At 59.3% G+C, this 17,596-nt stretch carries 10 protein-coding genes; 3 read left to right on the top strand and 7 right to left on the bottom strand.

Annotated features, from left to right (window positions below; all coding sequences use genetic code 11):
* The first annotated feature begins 2 nt into the window (after nt 1-2).
* Entirely contained in the window at nt 3-1,043 is a 1,041-nt protein-coding gene (locus CA51_RS05160) for a transporter family protein (protein WP_145118418.1), read from the top strand.
* A 433-nt stretch (nt 1,044-1,476) separates the two neighbouring features.
* Here the strand turns inward: CA51_RS05160 and CA51_RS05155 are convergent, their stop codons facing one another.
* The 4 genes from CA51_RS05155 to CA51_RS05140 form a co-directional block, all read right to left on the bottom strand.
* Nucleotides 1,477-4,500 (bottom strand): zinc-dependent metalloprotease, encoded by a 3,024-nt coding sequence (locus CA51_RS05155; RefSeq protein WP_145118416.1) that lies wholly within the window; start codon nt 4,498-4,500, stop codon nt 1,477-1,479.
* Between the two features lie 331 nt (nt 4,501-4,831).
* Nucleotides 4,832-6,295, bottom strand: a complete 1,464-nt coding sequence (hemG, locus tag CA51_RS05150; protein WP_145118414.1) for a protoporphyrinogen oxidase — start codon at nt 6,293-6,295, stop codon at nt 4,832-4,834.
* A gap of 12 nt (nt 6,296-6,307) precedes the next feature.
* The gene (gyrA, locus tag CA51_RS05145; RefSeq protein ID WP_417732276.1) at nt 6,308-9,112 is read right to left on the bottom strand and encodes a DNA gyrase subunit A; all 2,805 of its coding nucleotides are present in this window, start codon (nt 9,110-9,112) and stop codon (nt 6,308-6,310) included.
* A 311-nt stretch (nt 9,113-9,423) separates the two neighbouring features.
* Nucleotides 9,424-10,767, bottom strand: coding sequence for an ATPase, T2SS/T4P/T4SS family (locus tag CA51_RS05140; RefSeq protein WP_145118412.1), 1,344 nt, complete (start codon nt 10,765-10,767; stop codon nt 9,424-9,426).
* A gap of 234 nt (nt 10,768-11,001) precedes the next feature.
* On the opposite strand from CA51_RS05140, the gene CA51_RS05135 reads away from it, so the two are divergent.
* On the top strand, nt 11,002-12,276 hold the full coding sequence (locus tag CA51_RS05135) for an alpha/beta hydrolase family protein (protein ID WP_197451607.1): 1,275 nt from the start codon (nt 11,002-11,004) through the stop codon (nt 12,274-12,276).
* A gap of 13 nt (nt 12,277-12,289) precedes the next feature.
* Here CA51_RS05135 and CA51_RS05130 read toward each other — a convergent pair whose 3' ends face one another.
* The gene (locus tag CA51_RS05130; protein WP_231746012.1) at nt 12,290-13,645 is read right to left on the bottom strand and encodes an NTP/NDP exchange transporter; all 1,356 of its coding nucleotides are present in this window, start codon (nt 13,643-13,645) and stop codon (nt 12,290-12,292) included.
* Between the two features lie 72 nt (nt 13,646-13,717).
* Between CA51_RS05130 and CA51_RS05125 the strand changes: the two genes are divergently transcribed.
* Nucleotides 13,718-15,451, top strand: a complete 1,734-nt coding sequence (locus CA51_RS05125) for an AAA family ATPase (protein WP_145118410.1) — start codon at nt 13,718-13,720, stop codon at nt 15,449-15,451.
* Between the two features lie 235 nt (nt 15,452-15,686).
* On the opposite strand, the gene CA51_RS05120 is transcribed toward CA51_RS05125, so the two are convergent.
* Together CA51_RS05120 and CA51_RS05115 are read right to left on the bottom strand one after the other, a co-directional pair.
* Nucleotides 15,687-16,358, bottom strand: a complete 672-nt coding sequence (locus tag CA51_RS05120; protein WP_145118408.1) for a hypothetical protein — start codon at nt 16,356-16,358, stop codon at nt 15,687-15,689.
* A gap of 87 nt (nt 16,359-16,445) precedes the next feature.
* On the bottom strand, nt 16,446-17,579 hold the full coding sequence (locus CA51_RS05115; RefSeq protein WP_145118406.1) for a M24 family metallopeptidase: 1,134 nt from the start codon (nt 17,577-17,579) through the stop codon (nt 16,446-16,448).
* Between the last annotated feature and the right edge of the window lie 17 nt (nt 17,580-17,596).

Below are 17,596 nucleotides of genomic sequence, written 5' to 3'. Positions count from 1 at the left end.
AAATGAAGCGATTGAATGTCGCGTTCTTAATGCTGCTAGCGGCAGCAAATGTTTCCAGTGCGCACGATGAGTATCGGTCTCGAGCCGACAAGCATGCGCCGGCTGGTTTGATGGGAGATCATCTGCACGCTCCCGGCGAGTGGATGGTCGAATACAAGTACATGAACATGTACATGGACGGCAACCGCGCCGGCACCCAGCGATTGAGCGACAGCGAGGCGATCGATTTCGGTGCGACCAGCAACCCCGTCACCAATCGCATGGCATCGCCCAATAACATGACGCACGAGATGCACATGGTGCATATCATGCGTGGAATGACCGAGGATATCACGCTCTACGCGATGGTCATGCTGCCAAGCATCACGATGGACCACACCCGCGGCCCGATGAATCCCGCCGGTGGCGGCCCGGGCAGCTTGTTCACGACGCATAACAGTGGATTTGGCGACACAACGATCGGGGCACTTATCGGTTTGTATACCGACAGCAACGACGACGTGATCTTGAATCTCGGCGGATCGCTGCCGACCGGCGATATCTTCCGGACGACGAGCATTCCTTCGGGCGGAATGATGGAGCAACCGATGCCCTATCCGATGCGTCTCGGTTCGGGAACCTTTAATGCCCGCCCCGGCATCACCTGGAAGCACTACTTCGATTTCGGTTCGTTTGGTACGCAGTTTCAAACCGACCTGCCGATCGGCCGCAACTATCGCGGATATTCGGTCAGCGATGAATTCCGACTGAACAACTGGTACAGCCAGTTGATTACCGATAACTTCACGACCAGCATTCGCGTCGAAAATCTCTGGCGGACCAACTACGACGGCGCCGATCCGATGAGCCCCGACTCGATGATCAGCACCAACGTCGAAAGCTTCCGCGGCGGATATACGCTGAACCTGGGACTCGGTGCGGCGGCATTGGTCCGCGGCCATCTGCTGAATGTCGAATTTGTGCCGATGCTGCACCAAGACCTGAACGGCATCCAACTGGAAACCGATTGGTCGATCGTCAGCAGTTGGTCGAAGAGCTTTTAGGCTTACCTCGTTCGCTAAGCACGTGACAAGACAGCCCTCGGTTAAACCGAGCGGCTATTGAGCCGGGCAGGAAACGAGAAGCGCGGGGCGATGCCCACGCGGTTAAACGAAGGAGCCTTGGACCGTCGAAAGAATTAGCGGACGGACGTCGTGGACGAGGTTACGAGTCCCAGCGATTTGGTCTGATCCAAGAGGACTCGTGACCTCGTCCGCTACGCTTCGTTGAACAGTATTGCGGTTAAACGAGAAGACTACCGAGCGGTTGCTTGGCTGCTCTCGTTTGAGCGACTGAAGGGCAGCGGACCTGCGATTGCATTGCCCCCAAACGTAGCGATCGACGAAGCGAGCCTAGGCTCACTCCGTCGATCGTATTGTTTTTGCTGCGACGCTTACCGCGCCGCAGCTAGATCGATTGGGATTCTCCCGATCGGGATCACTCCGCCGATGGTTCGTCACCCGAGAGGATGAACATTAACGGGCCCTGTTGCTGGTTGCCGCTGTTGAAGACGTATCCAGCGTTCAGCGCCTGTTCGATCCGCGATTGGCACTCCGACAGGTGGGCTTTGGTATAAGCGTCCATGTCGTCGCCGCACTTGCCCAGCGATTTGTCGATCTCATCCTTCAGCTCTTTCGTCTGCATCATCGCCAGGTTGCTGATAGGTTTCGCGGCCGCACTGGTGTCGGTCTTCTTCAGCATCAAATCGATCAAACGATCCAGATGCTCGCGTTGCAAGTTGCGTCGCAAGCTGGAGATCATCGGATTGCGAGAGCTGCAATCGGCCGGACATTTTTCGCCCAGTTCCGTCCAGACGGCCGTGCGAATCGTGCCCAACAGTTCGGGCAGCGTCACCGTATCCTGATCCGCTGGCAATCGGAATTCGTTGTCGTAGACGCGTCGCAACGTCGTCGGGTTCATGATCATCGTCAACGCCGAGGCTTGCAGACCGAGGATTCGGTCGTGGATCGGCCAGGTCGCTTCGTTGGTCATCGCCCGGCTGAAGCCTTCGTCGAGCCATTTGTCGACGCTCATTCGAGCCAACAGGTCGGGAGTCAGTCCATAAGAATCGTCGTTGAACGAAGTCTCGATGACAAAGTTCAGGGCAGCACGCTGTTGCTCTGCCGGAACGACTTCGATCGGGCTGCGATTCTCGGGATCCCCCTTCTTGTCGCGATGCACAAACGCACCGCCAACCCAACCGGCCATCATGCTGACCGCGCTGGTCTGCTTGCTTAACGTCAGTTCATAACCGCGACGCGCCTTGGCCCAGCTGTCGCCGTCTTTGACGAATTTGTCCAGGATCCGGCTGCGATACAACTGAACCAACTTCATCTGCTCCTTGGCATAATCCAACGGATCGCGACCGAAGTCGTACCGACGTGCCAACGGGTCGGGCCCCGATGTGTCTTCGTCGGTCGCATACTGCAGTTCCGGTTCGTGGCAACGCTTCAGGATCTTCGGCAGATCGGCGTCGGTGAAGGTGTAACCATATTCGACGGCCCAATAATCGTAGGGACCGATTTCGATCATCGCGTAATCGCCTTGAACGTCTCCCGATTCCAAGCGGAAGTTGATCGGCGTGTAATCCATCACCGAACCGGTAAAGGTCTTTTTACCCTTGATCGCTTCGCTGTTGATCTCGTCCAACGAATGAACGCTGGAGGCTTTGAAGTTGTGGCGGAGGCCCAGCGTGTGACCGACTTCGTGAGCGACCAGGTCGGCCAACAACGGTCCAACAAACCACTCCGGAATCCCGTCGAGCAGCTGGTCTTTCGGCTTGTCGTCGTCCTTCTTCTCTTCCTTCTTGTCGTCCTTTTTCGCTACGGCTTCTTCATCCTTAGCATCGTCCTTCTTGTCGTCCTTCGCTTCATCGGACTTCTTATCTTCGTCCTTGGAATCATCCTTTTTCGCTTTCGCAGCTTCCGCCTTTTTCTTCTCGGCAGCCGCTTTCTCTTCCTCTTCTTTTTTCTTCTTCTGAGCGTCGGCCTTCTCTTCTTCGAGCAGAGCCAAGGTCCAGTTCATACGAGTCAGGGCGAGGTCCATGCGGCGGCCGTTAGCTGCCATGCACAAGCCGTTCTTCTGACTGATGTTGCCATACAGGCCATCGTATTCGTCGTCTCCCATCAACTGTGGATTGGCGGCGGCAAAGCTGTGGCCAGCCATCGGCGAACGGGACGAACGGGCGACCGATTCGCGAACCGTCAACCGTTGTGCGGGGTGAGCCAAGCGAACGCGAGGATCCCAGCTGGGATTGTCAGCCAACCAAGCCAGCGTTTCGGGGCTCATCCCCTCCATCGCCAGTTCGGGCATCAATTCGTAGTAGTTGAAATTGAAGTGGCGAATCCAACCATCGGTCAGGATGATATCGGCATCGAGGATCTGTCCGGTTTCAGGGTGAACGCGGCTTGGACCAATCGCTGTACCGATGTTGTTGTTCAGCCAACGGATAAAGTTGTACCGCACATCTTCGGGATCCTTCTCCATATGAGCCCCGCTGGGCGCATCCTGATATTCGATCACGATCGCATCGACGATGCCAACCTTCTCGAACGCTTTGTTCCAGTAGTCGACGCCCTGCTTGATCCAACGACGGTAGCGAACCGGTGCGGTATGTTCGACATAAAACCGGATCGGATTCTTCGGCGGGCTCAGCTGCAGCTTGGGATCTCGCTTCTCCAAGTGCCAACGATTGATGTACCGCACGCGTGTTTCATCGTCGGTGTATTTGCTCAGATCGGTGAAAGCGGTGGTGAAATAACCGACTCGTTCGTCCGCCTTACGCGGCTTGAAACCGTTGCTGGTCGCAGGGACTTCGCTGAACGAATAGTGAATTGTTTGCAGTTGGCCGCGGCTGCCGACGATCTCGTACGCCAGTTCGACGTTTTCGGGAAAGACCTTCGCCTGTTCGATCTTATAGATACGCGACTTGGTGATCCGCACTTGGTTGCCAAAAAAGCTGCTGGCGTTGCTGATCAACAGGTTGTCCATATCGATCACGGGGCCGCCCGAAGGGCCTTTGGCCAAAATCGGAACGTCCAAAAGAACGCGGTCGGTGAACAATCGCTTAACCGACGCACTCGCTTCGGCTTCTCCCTTGGCGGTGACTTCCAGGTTCGGCAAAACAAGCGCCAATCGCTCGTCGTACTGCCGCCACTGGACGACCATGTCGCCCGATTGCAGACCGGCGTAGCGGTCACCGCTGCCGACGGTCAAGGCGATGAAGTAGCGTTTGCCAGCAAATGCCTTAGGCAATTCGGCCAGCATTTGGCCATCTTTCTCGCGGGTCCAGACATTAAATAGAGTCTTATCGCTCTGCTGATCCGAGGAGGTCAGTTTCTTGTAGCCTTCGGAGACTTTGTCGAATGCTGGCAGGTCGGCAAACGCCGCTCCAGGCACTAACAGCAACAGGGCCAAGCTGGCACTACGGCGCAGCGCGAACTGGAGATTCCGAAATTTCATCTATGCAATCCCTCGTACAAAGGTGGGTAAACTTGTTTGCGCGCCGGTTTCAAAGCGCTGCGGAGCGACGTGGAACCTTACGTCATAACCGCAGGTCGTTCCGAGCCGACCGATCGGCAAGCAGCTTTTCTTCTATTCTACGCCCCGTTTCGAGCGATTGCGACTTTGCCGACTCGCGGGACGACCGATTCAGGCGGGAGATCCTTCCCAATTGAACCTATTTGCGTCTTTCTCGCATCTTCTTTGATCGGAAATTTCCGAAAATTCCGTCCGCGACAGATCGCGACGCCGCAGCGTTAGAAGGCGGAGACGGCCCCCCGCCGGGAAGCAATTAGAGGGGCGAATCGCCGAGTTGGCTCGCCAGATGTTTGCCGATCCGGTCAGCCGCCGCGCGGGCGGTGCGGATACAGTGAGCGATTCCAACGCCATGTAGTGCGTTGCCAGCCAGTTCCAGTCCAGGCAGCTGGCCGATCGCCCGCTCGACCCGATCGCGGCGATCGCAGTGGCCGACATGGTATTGCGGCATCGCGTTGTTCCAGCGGGCGACCCGCTGGATTTTCGCCGGTCCTTGCAGACCGATCATCGCTGCCAATTCGCGGCGTGCGGTTTCGATCAACTCATCGTCGCTGCGTTCCAACAGATGCGATTGCATCGCCCCGCCGATGAAGACACGAATCAGATGCATGTCGTCGGGGGCGCGATCGGCGAACTTGCGATTTAGAAAACTCGCAGCGATGATCTCCCGCTTCTCGATCGCTGGCACAACCATCCCGAAACCGTCCAGCGGATGCGCTACTTGGTCCTTGCCGACGCCCAACAGCACCAGCGCCGAGCTTGCATACGGAATCTCCGCCAACTCTTCCGCAGCCTCTTGGGCAAGCGGTCGCAGCAGCGTCGAAGCAGCCGGGCCGGGCAGGGCGACGATCACTGCATCATATGATGCGGCTTCGCCTCGATCCGATTCGATGTTCCAACTGTTGCCCTCTCGCTGCAGCGAAGCGATCCGTTGCCCGCGGCGGATGTTGGATTCGTCGATCCGGTCGACCAATGTGTCGAACAGCTCTCCCATCCCGCCGGGCAAGCTGCGGAACTGGGCATATCGAGCTCCGCTGGCCGACCGCGCCGCATCGTCTTTACTCTGCTTTTGCAGGGCCCGCGTCGCGCGAACCATCCCGCCGTGTTCGGTTTCCAAAGCGACAAACTGCGGCATCGTCGCCTGCATGCTCAACTTGCTGGCGTCGGCGGTATAGATGCCCGCGACCAGCGGTTGGATCAATCGGTCGAAGGCTTCGCGGCCGAAGCGTCGGATTGCAAAGCTCTGCAGGCTCTCGTCGGAGTCATCCGATTTGCCTCGAATGAACGCCTCGGCAACCAATCGCAATCGCCCTGGAATCGACAGCAGTGGCGAGGCCAGCAGCTTCTTCAGATCGGTCGGTCTCAGTAGAGCAAAGCCCTCGGGGACCGGCACCAGTTTTCCGGCGTGCAGGATAAACGCCCGGCGGTTGGCTTCCAGCGGATCGACCAATCGATCTTCGATTCCCAAGTCGCGGCACAACTGGATCGCACCGGGAGGCTGGACTGAAAAGCTGTCGGCACCAAACTCCAGCAGAAAGTCATCCTGCCGGAGCGTGCAAATGACACCACCGACGCGATCGCTCGCTTCGTACAGCACCACATCCCATTCGGGATGCCGGTGCCGCAGATCGAAAGCGGCGACGAGGCCACTGATCCCGCCGCCAATGACCGCAACGCGGGCATGGCGGGGAGGTGTCGGTTGAGGTGCTGGATCCGGCAATCGAGGTTCGCCTTACTCCGCGCCGTTTTCGTCATCGGGCGACGCGGTGTCGTCGGATGCCGCTTCGCTGTCGGACGCAGCTTCCGGAGCGGCCTCGCCATCGCTAGCCGGTGCCGATGCATCAGCTGCGGTGACGGGAGCTGCCGCGGCAGCCTCTTCCTCTTCGGAAACCTCTTCCTTCGGAACGCGAACGATCGCCGCCAGCGAATCGCCTTCGCCAAGGTTCATGATCCGCACCCCTTGGGTGTTACGGCCGATCACGTTGATCTCTTCAGCAGCCACGCGTTGGATCTTGCCCCGCGCGGTCATCATCAAGATCTCCTCGTCGCCATCGACTCGCAAGCTGCCGATCACCTGACCGTTTCGGTCGGTCGTCTTGATGTCGCGAACGCCTTTGCCGCCGCGGTTCTGGACGCGGTACTTCGCCGACGACGATGTTTCGTCTTCGGTCGGGTCGGTGTCTCCGTTGGGGCCAAACGGCGTTCGCTTTCCGTATCCGCGTTCGCAGATCGTCAGCAGCGTGGCGTTTGGATCGGCCACGACCAAGCCGACCAAATGATCGTCTTTGCCCAGGCTGATTCCCTTCACGCCCGACGTGTTGCGGCCCATCGGGCGAGCGTCCGATTCGGAGAACCGGATCGCCATTCCCTTAGCCGTCGACAGCACGACTTCGTCTTCGGGTTTGATGATCACAGCTTTGACCAATTCGTCCCCTTCACGCAACTTGATCGCGATGATCCCGCCTCGCTTGGGCCGACTGTAGTTTTCCAGTGGCGTCTTCTTGACCAATCCGCCTTGCGTTGCCATCAACACGAAGTGCCCGGGCAGATTGAAGTCGCGAACCGGCAGGCAAGCGGCGATCTTTTCGTCTTCAGCCAGTTGCAACAAGTTGACGATCGCGCGTCCGCGGCTCTCGCGGCTGAGGTTTGGCAGATCGTAAACCTTCTGCCAGTAGACCTTTCCTTTGGTGGTCAGGAACAGCAGATAAGCGTGCGTGCTGGCGACGAACAAGTGTTCGATCGGATCCTCTTCTTCGGTCGCCGCTCCCTTGAGTCCCTTGCCGCCGCGACGCTGCGCACGGTAGGTGCTCGAAGCGACGCGTTTGATGTACCCGCGATGGCTGATCGTGACGACCATCGTCTCTTCGCGGATCAGGTCTTCCAAGTCGATATTTCCCAGCTCTTCGCCGCTGATCTCGGTGCGGCGGTTGTCGCCAAAGCGACGCATGATCTCTTCCAGATCCTCTTTGATCATGTCGTAGATCAGCTGTTGATCGGCCAGGATCTCGAGGTAGCCGGAGATCTCGATCAGCAATTGAGCGTGCTCTTCGCCCAGCTTTTCCTGCTCCAGGTTGACCAACTGGCCCAACCGCATTCGCAGGATTTCGTCAGCCTGAACGCTTGTCAAACTATACGTATCGGAGACACCACGCTCCTGTTGGAACTGGTTGAATCCGGAGTCGCCCAGAGCGCGAGCCATCAGCGACGCAGGGCACTCGACGCCCATCAGTCCGATCTTCGCTTCGGGCTGCGTGCGGCTGGCGCGAATGATCTGGATGATCTGATCGATGTCGGCCAATGCCAACAACAGACCTTCGACCGAGTGCTTGCGGCGACGCGCTCGAGCCAACAGGAACTGAGTCCGGCGGCGGATTACGGTCACGCGGTGGCGAACGAACTCCTGCAGGATCTCCCGCAAGTTCAATTCCCGCGGCTTGCCGTCGACTAGCGCCAACAAGATGATCGAGAAAGTGTCCTGCAGCGGCGAGAACTGATACAGCTGATTCAGGACAACGTCGGGATCGGCATCGCGTTTGAGATCGATCACCAATCGGACCGGCTCTTTCAGGTCGCTCTCGTCGCGGATCCCCGCGATCCCCTTGATGCGGTCTCCGGTAACCAGAGCTGCGATCTTTTCGACCACGCGGTCGCGAGCCTGCTGGAACGGGATCTCGTTGACGACGATCCGGTTGCGTTTCTTTTCCGTTTCGATGCGGCAGCGGGCGCGAACCACGACGGTACTGCGGCCGGTGTAATAACCGCGTCGGATGCCACCGCGGCCACAGATGATTCCGCCGGTCGGGAAGTCGGGGCCCTGGACGGTGTCCATCAATTCGTCGATCGAGATATCGGGATTCTCGACCAACTGAATGATCGCCGTGCAGATCTCTTTCAGATTGTGCGGCGGGATGCTGGTCGCCATGCCGACCGCGATACCGTTGGACCCGTTGACCAACAGGTTGGGGAACCGGCCTGGCAAAACCGTCGGTTCGGTGCGAGCCTCATCGTACGTCGGAACGTAATCGACGGTGTCCAGCTTGAGATCGTCCAGCATCATCGCTGCGACGGCGCTCAAGCGAGCTTCGGTATACCGCATCGCCGCGGCGGGCAGACCGGCGATCGAGCCGAAGTTTCCCTGCTTGTCGATCAACAGGTGCCGCATGTTCCATTCTTGCGCCATCCGAACCAGAGTCGGATAGATCACGCTTTCACCGTGCGGGTGATAGTTACCCGACGTGTCACCGGAGATCTTCGCACACTTGACCCGCCGCGATTGGGGGCCCAGGTTCAGATCGTTCATCGCGACCAAGATCCGGCGTTGGCTCGGCTTCAGACCGTCGCGAACGTCGGGCAACGCTCGGCTGACGATCACGCTCATCGCGTACGTCAGATAGCTCTCCCGCAACTCATCTTCGATCGGCAGGTCGACCATTCGCAGGGCACCGTGGCCACCGCTGTCACCTCCGATTGGGAGCGATGGACCGCCGCCGTTTTCGTTTTCGTCGCCGCTACCGTTTCCGTTCTCTTCGTCAGCCAATGAAGCGTCCTTTGATTACTCTTTCACCACTGTCGCTGTCCGCATCGATCACCGGTTAAACGCCTAGGGTGGCACTTCAGATCGGGCGGTTCAAAACCCACGCCTTGGGTGGAATCACCGTCGGCGCGAGCGATCATGGAACAGACCAAGAAAGACCTCGGCTTACCGCCGCGAAACGGGCGGTTGGGACAAGGTATATCAGCAACACTATCGAGGCGGAAATTCTAACCGATTTTCGCCTGATTGACAACGGGCCCAGAGCTTCCACGGCGGGCCGTAAGTGCTACGCGATAAACAAGTTGCGTCGCGATCTATTTGTTGCCGCTGCTAAAGATCCGCCGCATCTCCTCGAGGCTCGTCGTGCCGCGAGCCACCGCCATGATCCCCTCGTCTTGCAGATTGCGATGCCCTTCGGCTTTTGCCACCTGCCGCAGCTTGTTGACGTCGCTGGTTTTCAGCAGCGCATCCTTCAGTTTCGGACCGACGGTCAGCAGTTCATAAATCCCAAATCGGCCGTAATAGCCGCGATTTGCACACTTGGGGCAGGGTGGCAGCGGAGCCGGATTCCCTTTCTCATCGACCTGTTGTTCGATCGGCGGCGGCACAAACGGCTGGTACATCATCGCCACGCGGCCCTGCGGAATTCCCAGCTTTTGCAGCAATTGCGGCGGCGGCGTGAAGCCTTGGCGGCAGGTTTCGCACAATCGACGGGCCAGTCGCACGTTGGTGACATGCGACAGCATATCGACGATCTCCTTGGCGGCGCCACGATATTTGTGGACCAACCGGGCACAAGCTTCGACAGCATCGCTAGCCACGATCCGCGAGATCACCTGTTTTTCGATCTTGGTTTGCGCATGTAGCAGCTTGATCGTTTCCTCGTCGTAAAGCTCTGGCATCACAAACACGTCGGGCTCACGCAGCGACAGCGCCCGCACGGCATCGCGAGCGGTATCGTTTTTGGCATCGGGGCCAAAGTAGTTCGGGCTGACGTTGATGATGTCCGGTTCGTCGCTCCCCTTCGGCTCGATCGCCTGGAAATCGCTGACAAATTTATCGGCAGCTTCCAATGCGATCGTCCACGACGTCGTCAGACCGCCCCCCTTGGGAGCACTGATTACGACCATATGCCCCTTATCGTTGAGCGCCTCTTTCAGCTGGACCTGCATCTTGTCGCGCATCCCCAGATCGTCGAGCGTCTTGAAGGGGATGTCCTTCTTGTCCAGAGTCAGCATCACCCGCTCGCCCGTCGGCACACCCTGGCTCTGAATCTTGACGTTGTATTTGTCGCGCCCCATGATCGCCAGCGTTTTGCCTTGCTGAGCGTTCTTGCGATCGGCGGGATTCATCCGGCACAACGTTTTCGCGGCGACAAGCATCGCGTCCCCCGCGTCGCGCGGCAGCGGCGGCAATTGTTCCCACATGCCGTCGATTTGATAACGCATGTTGACCATTTGAGCGTTGTAATCGAGCATCAGATGGGTCGCTCGGTTGGCAAACGCGTGCCCCAACTGCCCCGCCAAAACGGGAAAACCTGGCGACTGACGCGCCGAGATCAGCAAGCCCTGGGCGAGCCCCGAATCCTCGTGAATCCCTTTAAATTCGCAAGGTGCTACGGTCTGCCAAAGTTGGGGTTCTTCTTGTTGCTTGGCCATAGAGATCAAAGAAAAGTGGGAGTGTGACGGGGATTTGAAGGGTTCAGAGCCCGGAAAAGCTTGCAATTCCTATTGTCGCTCGAATCGAGCCCGCGAACAAGAGCAGCCCGCAGGGCAAGTTCCCCCTGCTGGCTGGCTCTGCAATCTCGGATCGGCAAAATCCGCCGTGTTACAATAGCCGCTCCGCCCCCGCTGGCAACGATTCCCCCTCCCCCTATACCTCCGACAGGCAAGATGAAACGATCTTTCGCGTTGATGCTGGTTCTGCTGCTCCCCCCCGTTCTACTAACCGCCCAAGATGCGAAGGACGAAAACGTCTCTCAAACTCTGACGGCGATGGTCGCGTCGGCGAAGCAGACGCCCGAGATGCGGTGGGTCGACCAAACGGGCCCCGTCCACTCGCTGCTGTACGCTGGCGAAGACTATCGCGGCAAACCGACCGAGGTTTTCGCCTTCTACGCCTCGCCAACCACCCTTGGCGAAGGGACCGCCGATGCCAAGTACCCCGCCGTGGTGCTGATCCATGGTGGTGGCGGGACCGCGTTTGCCGAATGGGTTTGGTTGTGGGCCAAGCGAGGCTACGCGGCGATCGCGATGGATCTTGGCGGCAGCCGCCCCAGCGCCCCCACGTTCAATCCCGAGACGGGAGTCCCAATTGCCAATCAGGGTTACCCCGCCAACACGCGGACTCGACTGGAAAACGGCGGCCCCAACCAGGGACACGTCGAAAAGTTTGATTCGATCGGCGGCGAGGTCTCCGACGACTGGCCCTTCCACGCTGCGGCCTCGGTCTTGCGAGCTCATTCGCTGATCCGTTCGTTCGACGACGTCGATGCCGAGCGGACCGCGGTGACGGGGATCAGCTGGGGCGGGTACACGACCTGTCTGGCCGCTTCGCTGGACGACCGCTTCAAAGCGGCGGTCCCCGTCTACGGCTGCGGCTTCTTGCACGAAGGGGAATCGGTTCAGAAGCCGTCGATCGACCGCCTGGGCGATCGACGCGACGACTGGGTCGCTGTCTATGATCCGGGCAGCCAACTGCGACACTGCCGCGTGCCGATCCTGTTCGTCAACGGCACCAACGATGTCCACTATCCGCTGGACAGCTACCAAAAGAGCTTCGACGTCGTTCCAGGGACCAAGCAGATGCGGATCGAAGTCAAAATGGGACACAGCCATCCCGCCGGTTGGAAGCCTCAGGAGATCGGGCGGTTCATCGATTCGTATTGCCGCGGCGGAGATCCGTTGCCCGCCCCCGCGACTCCGCAGATCGATGGCGATCAGGTCACGCTGCAGTACACCAGCGCGGTGCCACTGAAAGCGGCCAACCTGCACTACACCACCGACAGCGGCCCGCGATCAAAACGCGACTGGCAGACGGTTCCCGCCAAGATCGATGGCCAGACGATCACCGCTCCCAAACCGCCCGCCGATGCGAACACATGGTTCCTGTCGTTAACCGACACTCGCGACGCGATGGTAACGACCGCCGTGCAGTTCGAAGATTAGAAGGCTGCGGCATTCAATCGGCTTCACCCGCCGCGGCGCGGCGGGTTTGTTGGCGTCCCAGGTAGATCGCCAGAATTCCCCAGGCGATGACGACGGGGATCATCAACGCGTTCATCGCGGCCAGTCCAAGATGCCACTGCCGGACGAAGGCAAACGCTTGGCCGCTGATCGCATCGCCGCCGCGGACCACGACGGTGTCGATGAAGCTTTTCGATTTGTATTTGTCGGCGCGATCGACCACCGTGAACAAGACCTCTCGCGACGGAACCGTCACGCCGTAGACGACCCCGCGGCGGACGACGTCGCTGATCGCTAGAACGGCGATCGATGGGAACAGTCCCAGTCCGATCAACGCCAGCAAGCAGACGACCGGCAGCAGCACTAGCGCCGCCGCGACTCCCATCCTTCGCAGCACGAGCCCGACCACACCGGCTTGTAACCCCAGCGTCAGCAACTGAGTGAACAGATTCAGCTTGCCAAACAAAGCGGTCTGCGCGTCGCGTTCGGGGATAAACTCTTTCACAAGTTCCGCTTGCACCAGATAAAAATGCGTGCCGGTCAATTGGCCCAGCAACAGGAACAGACAGATCATCGCCAGGTAAGGCGAACGGGCGACGTGTGTGATCCCTTCGAAGATCCCTCCGCCCGGTGCCGGTTCGTCGTCGGCAGACTTTGCGTCAGCCGACGACTCCGATTCAGCAACCCCGTCGGTATCGTGAACGTCGACTGCGGGCGGTTCGGCTCTCATCATCCGGCCAGCGCAAAAGACGCCGACTTCCAACAGCACGATCGGCAACCACAGCAGGTTCTGCACGCCCAGGATCGTCGACAGCAGCGACGTCAACAGCGAACCGACGATCGCTCCCAACGTGCCTCCGACAGCGATCATTCCAAAGACGCGTTTGGCTTGGCGACTGTCATAGAGATCGGCCAGCACGCTCCAGAAGACCGATGTGTTAAACAGGCTGAAGACGCTGGTCCAGATGAAGAAACATCGCGCGACCCAAACGTGGACCTGGGCGCTTTCGACGTGCATCGCCAACCAGAACAGCAGCAGGTTGACGGCAAAAAAACGGTAGACGATCGGCACCAAACGTTTGCGTTGGCAGCGAGCCACAACAAATGAATAGATCGGCACGGCGATCAGCATCGTTGTGAAAGTGCCCAGGAAAAGCCACGGCAACTGTTTCGTGCCTCCTTGGATCCCCATCGTCTCGCGGACCGGGCGGATCACAAAGTAGGCCAACAGAATGCAGAAGAACCAAGCGAATGCCCAAGCCGCCCGCCGCCGCTGGTCGGTCGACATCGCCGTCCACTGCGTCTGCCATTGGCGAATGAAGCCCATCATGCTGTCCCCGGTTGATTCCACGCCAATGCAAATGCTGATATTCTAGCGAGACGCTGGCGTTTGTATCACCGCATATCAATTGGACCACAGGCAATGGACACTCCCAACGACGACGCCATCTTGGCTTCGATCCGCACCTACCGCGAAGCCTTGCAACAGACGCGCGACCTGTTCATCAGCAGCGGTCGTCAGATCGTCGACCACGACGCCTGGATGCTCGACGGTGGCGAGACCGATTTCGTCAGCCAGATGGACGACCTGCACAGCGGCTTCATCATGAAAGTCTTCGCCGTCGGTGCCTCCAGCCAAGCGGCCAACCTGATCGAACAGCGTCAACTGGGCCGCGTGCTGCTGACGCATCTGTGGGGCAAACCGATCATGGGAGCTCAGCTGCGTAAGGCGGTCGAGTGGCTGTTGGACGAAGCCGAGAACTTCGAGTGGCACGACCTGATCCAACCCTTTATCGTCCTGCCGCCGCTGCGCGATCGCTGGGGCGAAGTCATGGCGTTGGCGATCCGGATGGCGAACATCGTCGCCAAAGCGGACGGTTTGATCGGAACCGCCGACGCGGCGCGGCTGCGTCAATTACAAGACGATCTCGATCAAGCGGCGGCGCAAACCGAAGCTCATTTTGCTGGCGACAGCCGAACCGAGCGCGAGGTGGTTCGCAAAGTCGGCGAGGACTCGCAGCGGCTGCGCAAGAATCCAGAGCCTCCGCTGCGACAGGCATCGCCAGCGCCGACGGCTTCTGCGCAGGCCGGGCCCACGACGGCCGAGCCGGCTGCCGAACCGGAACCTCAGCTGTCGCCCGAGGAGCGGTTGCAGAAGTCGCTGGCGAAGCTGAACGAGTTGATCGGATTGGAGAACATCAAAGAACAGGTTTCCACGCTGACGAACTTCTTGAAGATGGAAGCACGCCGCGTCGCCGAGGGGCTGCCGACGACCGAACCGAGCCTGCACATGTCGTTTGTCGGCAATCCGGGAACCGGCAAGACGACTGTCGCCCGGATCATCGCCGACATCTTTGGAGCTCTTGGCGTATTGGATAAAGGGCAATTGGCAGAGACCGACCGCAGCGGGCTGGTCGCCGAATACGCGGGGCAGACCGGCCCGAAGACCAATGCCAAGATCGACGAAGCGCTCGACGGCGTGCTGTTTATCGACGAGGCGTACACGCTGATCGATGCCAGCGGGCAGGATCAATACGGCCGCGAAGCGATCCAAACGCTGCTGAAACGGATGGAGGATCAACGCGATCGGCTGGTCGTGATCCTAGCCGGATATCCCAACGAAATGAACACGATGATCCGGTCCAACCCCGGGCTCAGTTCGCGGGTCGGCACGACGATGGAGTTCATCGATTACACGCCGGGCGAATTGAGTCGCATCTTCGGTTTGATGTGTGGCAAGGCGAAATACGAACTGCCCAGCGAAACCCGACGCCGCGTGCTGCATGGGCTGACCTTCTTATACGCCACACGAGACCGTCACTTCGGCAACGGCCGGACCGCCCGCAACGCCTTCGAACGGACGGTCCGTCGGCTGGCAAATCGGCTGGCCGGAATCCAGGAGATCACGCGTGAACTGTTGGTCACGATCGCGCCCGAAGATATCGAGATCCCCGATCTCTCCGATGAACAGCTCGACGCCTTGGGCAAGCTGCCGATGAACGTCGAAGTGCAGTGCGATCACTGCCAGACCAAACAACCGATCGCCGACACCTGCTTGGCAACCGAAGTCGTCTGTACCGAGTGCAGCAAAATCTTTGAACCAGGCTGGGGCGAACCAGTCGCCGAAGCTGCGGAAGCTGAAGAGCCAATCGTTTAACCGCGGTGGCAACGCCCGCGCGGTTACGTCGATAGCTCCACGCTTGTCACGCGACTGGACGCGCGGCCCGCTGGGCACGCGGTTAAACAACGAAGCGTAGTGGACGAGGCTACGAGTCCTTTTGCACCAGCCCCAATCGCTGGGACTCGTAACCTCGTCCACTACGTCCCGCCGCTAATTTTTTTCCACGGTCCGAGGATCCTTCGTTAAACGAGGGGTGACGTGGATGTCGGCTCTACGGGCGGCCGAAGGTGCTTTGCACCAAGACCGACATGCTTCCTTTGTTGTCGCGCGGTTCGACGTCGAACATCCGCAACACCAACCTGCCCGTTTCGGGAGCGATAAAATCGGTCCCGTTGCCGATCGGGAACGGCTTTAATTTGCTGACGTCCGGCTGGCTGACGATCATCCCGATCAGCGTCCCCAGTTTGATCTTGTTATTCTTCGGATCGATCTCTTTGGGAATCACCAAGCCGTTGGCATCGGTCTCGTTGACGACAAACCAAGTTCCTTTGGCTTCGATGTGGACCGGGTTCCCTTTGACAAGAATGATCTGCGTATCCTGCCAGTCGCGATTCGCTTGGACCTCGACCACCTTGCGATCCTGGGTCGATTGAGCGTTTAAGATTCGTTTCAGCCCCAGCTGAGCCGCTTCGTATTCGGGAATCAAACGGGTCATCGATTCGTAAACCTCGCGGGCTCCGTCGAGGTTCTTCTTCCGTTCGTATTCCGCCGCCAACTTCTCCGCTTTGGAAACGAACTCCTTGTGCAGCCCCAACAGTTCGGGATCGCTGACGGACGAATCGCCTGTCGGACGCGCAACGCGGCCTGGCCGTTGAGCCGACGCGACGGAAGCGATGCTGACGACAAGCAGCACAACGGCAGTGAAAAGATAGCGAGGTGACATGCTCAAAGGTCCTGGAGAGGCAGACAAAAGCGGGGCGGTTGGCAAACGGAGAACGATCGCGTTGAACATTCTAATTGCTCGCCGCGGTCACTTCCAATCGAGTCCTTGATGCAGCGTGCCGAAGACGACGGGGCCGTCGGTGGTTGCGGCAACCATGTCCTCAACGCGGACACCGCCGAGGCTGCGACCATACAAACCGGGCTCGATCGTGAGGACTTCATTTGGCAGGATCTCAGGGCCGCCGTCATCCAACAGAATCGGTTCGTGAATCTCCAGCCCGATCCCGTGCCCCGTGCCATGTTGAATCGATGGATGGTCGGTGACCGTGCCGCGCGACAGCGGATAGCCGCGGTCGATCAAGACGTCGGTCGACGCTTGGTGCACCGCGTCGCCGGTGTTTCCCACTCGCAGTGCAGCCGTCGCAGCGGCTTTGGCCTGAACCACCGCCGCGTGCATATGCTTGACTTCTTCGGACGCTTGCCCGTGAACAACAGTCCGCGTGCAATCGCCCCAGTAGCGGCTGGACAAATCGCGCGGGAACAGATCGACGACGATCGGCACCTCGGTTCTCAGCGGCCCGGCGCCGGCGTGGTGACAGTCGGCGACTTCGGGAGCCGTCGCGACGATCGATCCGTGTTCCATGGCAAAGTTGTGCTCGAGAAAGAACTGCGCGGCGATCGCTTTGACGCGTTCGCTGGTCAGCAATTCCCCTTCGTGCACCAATTGGCCGCTGGCATTGGCGGTGCTTGCGGCGATCGTGCGGCACGCCAACTCCATCGCCCGCTGCGTCATCTCTTGAGCCGTTTGCAAACACTCCAGTTCGCGGTCGCTCTTGCTGCGGCGATCGATCACGCCCAGGTCGGCGTTGTAGGCGATCTCGATTCCCGCTTGTTGGATGTGCCAAGCGAAGATGAACGGCAGTGTGCGATCGGTTTGAATCGATGCGATCTTTTTGCGAGCCAGAAACTCGGCAACCGCTTGAGCCGTAGCGGTCGCGCGATCGGGACTCAGCCCACCGGCGGGAGCGTATTCGCCGGGCGAACCGAAGTGGTTGGCGGTCAGTTGTCGCCGCGCGCGGTCGACTTCGATGTCCCGCACGATTACCGTCGTCTCATCATCGACTTGGATCCAAGCCGCGGGATCGCCGACGGACAACGGCATGCGGTGAAACAGCGAGGCGTTTTCGGCGGGGATTCCGGCTAACAGCGTGGTGGTTTGCATGATGACTTATGAGAGGC

The organism is Rosistilla oblonga (assembly GCF_007751715.1).
GTDB lineage: Bacteria > Planctomycetota > Planctomycetia > Pirellulales > Pirellulaceae > Rosistilla > Rosistilla oblonga.
This window is presented reverse-complemented; position numbering and strand designations above follow the sequence as displayed.

Coding starts and splice junctions, on each gene's coding strand:
- CA51_RS05135 (WP_197451607.1), top strand. CDS start 11,002: ATGAAACGATCTTTCGCGTTGATGCTGGTTCTGCTGCTCCCCCCCGTT.
- CA51_RS05125 (WP_145118410.1), top strand. CDS start 13,718: ATGGACACTCCCAACGACGACGCCATCTTGGCTTCGATCCGCACCTAC.
- CA51_RS05155 (WP_145118416.1), bottom strand. CDS start 4,500: ATGAAATTTCGGAATCTCCAGTTCGCGCTGCGCCGTAGTGCCAGCTTG.
- CA51_RS05160 (WP_145118418.1), top strand. CDS start 3: ATGAAGCGATTGAATGTCGCGTTCTTAATGCTGCTAGCGGCAGCAAAT.
- CA51_RS05120 (WP_145118408.1), bottom strand. CDS start 16,358: ATGTCACCTCGCTATCTTTTCACTGCCGTTGTGCTGCTTGTCGTCAGC.
- CA51_RS05115 (WP_145118406.1), bottom strand. CDS start 17,579: ATGCAAACCACCACGCTGTTAGCCGGAATCCCCGCCGAAAACGCCTCG.
- CA51_RS05140 (WP_145118412.1), bottom strand. CDS start 10,767: ATGGCCAAGCAACAAGAAGAACCCCAACTTTGGCAGACCGTAGCACCT.